We start from the raw sequence: 3,561 nt of genomic DNA on the forward strand, positions 1-3,561 counted from the left end.
GAAAAGCAAGCCAACGACGAAATTCGAAGCGTCATTTTTACCGGACTTTTTGAACATCCTCTTAAAAGGAGGAGTTCATTTGCCGCTTACATCCATTCGAGTGCTCGATTTAACCCGGTTATTACCAGGCCCCTACTGTACCATGCTGCTAGCTGACTTTGGTGCTGAAGTAATAAAAGTAGAGGATCCAAAAGTTGGTGATTACGCAAGGGAGAATGAACCAAAATTGGATGAGAATAGTACTTTTTTTCACGCGCTTAATCGTAATAAGAAAAGTATTTGCTTGAACTTAAAAACGGATGCGGGCAGAGAAAGTTTTATAAAATTAGTCAAGAAATCAGATGTTGTCGTGGAATCATTTAGACCCGGAGTGATGAATCGCCTTGGTTTGGATTACGAAACATTAAAAGAGATAAACCCAAAAATTATTTACTGTGCGATTACCGGGTATGGACAAACAGGACCATATGTGAATCGCCCCGGACACGATATAAACTACCTCAGTTATGCCGGGTTGCTGCAGTTGATGGGAGAAAGAGGAGGCAAGCCAATCGTACCCGCTGCACAAATTGCTGATATCGGCGGTGGGGCGCTTCCGGCAGCGATTGGTATTTTACTAGCTTTATTTGAACGAGAAAAATCGGGTGAAGGACAATTTGTGGATATTTCCATGACCGATGGGGTGATTTCCTGGCTGCAAATTCTTCTTTCGGGCTATCTGGCAAATCATGTTGAACCGCAAAGAGGCGAAATGGAACTGAGTGGTGGTCGTGCTTGTTATGAGGTCTATCAAACAAGAGATGGACGTTTTCTATCGGTTGGTGCACTGGAACCGAAATTTTGGCAAGCCTTTTGCACCGTGATTGACAGAGAAGATCTTATCCCCAAATTGGCAGCCCCGATCGAGGAACAAGAACATATGAAAGAGGAAATTCAAGCGATTATTTCCAATAAAACACTGGATGAATGGATGGTGGATTTTGCCGAAGTAGATGCCTGTGTTGCGCCAGTGCTTACTTTTGCTGAAGTATTAAAAAATCCTCAAGTGCGTGCCAGAGAAATGATTCAACCATTGGAACATCGTATGTTGGGGATGATGAAGCAAATTGGTACGCCGATTAAATTATCAGAGACACCTGGGAAAATCTATTCGCAAGCGCCAAAGCTGGGGGAACATACCGAAGAAATTTTAAAGACGTTAATAGAGGAGGAAGATATAGATGGCTGAACTACTATCAGTAACCAAAAATGATGGTATTGCAACGGTAGTTATCGATAATCCGCCAATGAATGTGTTAAGCGAAAAGGTAACGGCGGAATTAGATGAGGTATTTAGTGAATTGAAAGCAGATCACGAGGTCATCTCGATTATCCTGACCGGTGCAGGTGATCGTGCGTTTATGGCTGGTGCGGATATCAAAGAATTTCCGGAACGAGACGTGAATAATGAAAGTGCGGTCAGTATCCATGAAGTATTTAATCGCATCGAATCAATTCCTAAACCGACGATCGCCTTATTAAATGGTTTTACGCTTGGAGGTGGATTGGAACTTGCTTTAACGTGTGATATCAGGATCGCCGAAGAACATGCAAAAATCGGATTACCTGAAGTAAATTTAGGGATATTGCCGGGTGGCGGTGGTACGCAACGACTACCACGAATCGTTGGTGCCGGAAAAGCAAAGGAAATGATGTTTACCGGAGAACCTGTGTCGGCTGATGAAGCATGTCGGTTAGGCATTGTCAACCAAGTTATCGCAAAAGGAGAAGGCAAGCAAGCTGCAGAAAAACTTGCACAAAAACTTGCCGACCAGTCATTGCAGGCATTAAGCCGGATCAAACGATTGGTGAATGAAGGCAAGGAGTTACCGCTTGATGAAGGATTAAAACTGGAGGAAAAGTTATTCAATGAGGTTTTTGTTACCGAAGATGCCAAAGAAGGAGTACAGGCGTTTATTGAAAAACGAAAACCCGAATTTGTTCATCGATAGTCGTGACTGCAATGGTATTATGCGGAGGAAGGTGTAAACAACATGCCGAACAATAATGCAATCGCCAACTTGAAAGAAGCAATGGAAATCCCTGTAATTATGGCACCTATGTTTATCATTAGTAATCCAACAATGGTGATCAATGCCTGTGCATCGGGAATTGCTGGAACGTTTCCTGCCTTAAATGCCAGATCAGGCGAAATACTGGAGGACTGGATGCAGGAAATAAATGCCGGATTGGATAAATTGAGACAACAAAATCCGGGTAAAAAAATTGCACCATGGGGAATTAACTTTATCGTTCACCGGTCGAATAAACGATATGTAGAAGATCTGAATTTAATCGAGAAGTATCAGCCACCACTGGTCATTACGTCATTGGGTGACCCTGGACCGGTAGCTGAAATTGTGCATGCCTATGGTGGGGTGGTTCTTTCCGATGTAATTAATATAAAATTTGCTAAAAAAGCAATTGAGAAAGGTTCTGATGGTTTAGTCCTGGTTGCCGCCGGTGCGGGTGGTCATGGTGGTACATATAATCCTATTTCATTTGTACACGAAGTACGGCAGTTTTTTGACGGGCCAATTGCCTTATCTGGCGGTTTGACCAAAGGGGAAGATATCCTTGTAACTGAATTATTGGGAGCCGATTTTTCCTACATTGGGACACGGTTTATCCCGTCTGAAGAAAGTTCGGCTCAAGCCGGGTATAAAGATATGATTGTTGATGCATCGATTGAAGATATTATTTACACAGATGCGTTTAGCGGGGTGAACGCCAATTACCTGATACCAAGTATCACTGGTGCCGGACTGGATCCGCAAAATCTCCAGAAAAAAGATAAAGTCGATTTCTCAGAATTACGAAACAAAGAAGTAAAAGCTTGGAAAGATGTTTGGGGTGCGGGTCAGGGAGTTGGTTCGATTAACAACATTCAACCAGTAGCAGACATTGTTGAGGAATTAAAGGCTGGTTATTACCAAGCAATTGAAAAAATATCTAGAAAAAATAATGTATCTATTTAGGGGTTCCAAAACAGTTTAATCTAAATTATTTAAAATTAATTACTTTTTAGCAGGATTCTCGCATTTTATGTCGAACTTTGTATGTAGAAAAATAAGGAGGATCGCTAAAATGTATACCATCGATGAAGCATCCAACATACTTGGTGTTCATCCCACTACATTAAGAAGGTGGGAGAAAGAGGGGAAGATAACATCCTCTCGAACCACCGGTGGCCATAGAAGATATGCTGTAGAAGACCTTAGTGCTATCAAGCGTGATTTGAAACCACTTCAAGACAAAATTGTTATCGGGTATTGTCGCGTCTCATCATCGGACCAAAAGGAAGAGTTAAAAAGGCAGGTCCATACTGTATCGCAGTATTGTTCGGCAAATGGATATCAGTTTCGTTTTATAAAAGATCTGGGAAGTGGTATGCTTTCCATTATTACTGTCTTTAGCAGCCGCTTGTATGGAAGCAGAAGTCACAAGCGAAAGAAACTGCAACAAGCGGTGAAACAGGTCATTGAGGACAACGGCCATGCTTACGTATAATAAAAAGGTACG

Annotated in this window: 4 protein-coding genes; all 4 read left to right on the forward strand. The window is 42.1% G+C overall.

The genetic code is table 11. The annotated features are described in order from the left end of the window. On the forward strand, positions 1-1,228 hold a 1,228-nt coding region (locus ABRT01_RS17925; protein ID WP_367749106.1), incomplete at its 5' end, for a CaiB/BaiF CoA transferase family protein. Continuing rightward, positions 1,221-1,991 (forward strand): enoyl-CoA hydratase-related protein, encoded by a 771-nt coding sequence (locus ABRT01_RS17930; RefSeq protein WP_269409579.1) that lies wholly within the window; start codon positions 1,221-1,223, stop codon positions 1,989-1,991. The genes ABRT01_RS17925 and ABRT01_RS17930, both read left to right, overlap by 8 nt. A 42-nt stretch (positions 1,992-2,033) precedes the next feature. After that, positions 2,034-3,017 (forward strand): NAD(P)H-dependent flavin oxidoreductase, encoded by a 984-nt coding sequence (locus ABRT01_RS17935; protein WP_269409578.1) that lies wholly within the window; start codon positions 2,034-2,036, stop codon positions 3,015-3,017. 109 nt (positions 3,018-3,126) lie between these two features. After that, complete coding sequence (locus ABRT01_RS17940) at positions 3,127-3,549, forward strand: MerR family DNA-binding transcriptional regulator (protein WP_439649397.1); 423 nt, start codon at positions 3,127-3,129, stop codon at positions 3,547-3,549. Positions 3,550-3,561: the final 12 nt, after the last annotated feature.

Source organism: Lentibacillus sp. L22 (genome assembly GCF_040812445.1).
Taxonomy (GTDB): Bacteria; Bacillota; Bacilli; order Bacillales; family Amphibacillaceae; genus Lentibacillus_C; species Lentibacillus_C daqui.

Bases quoted from the DNA above. Each gene is read 5' to 3' on its own strand.
- ABRT01_RS17930 (WP_269409579.1), top strand. From the start codon at position 1,221: ATGGCTGAACTACTATCAGTAACCAAAAATGATGGTATTGCAACGGTA.
- ABRT01_RS17935 (WP_269409578.1), top strand. From the start codon at position 2,034: ATGCCGAACAATAATGCAATCGCCAACTTGAAAGAAGCAATGGAAATC.
- ABRT01_RS17940 (WP_439649397.1), top strand. From the start codon at position 3,127: ATGTATACCATCGATGAAGCATCCAACATACTTGGTGTTCATCCCACT.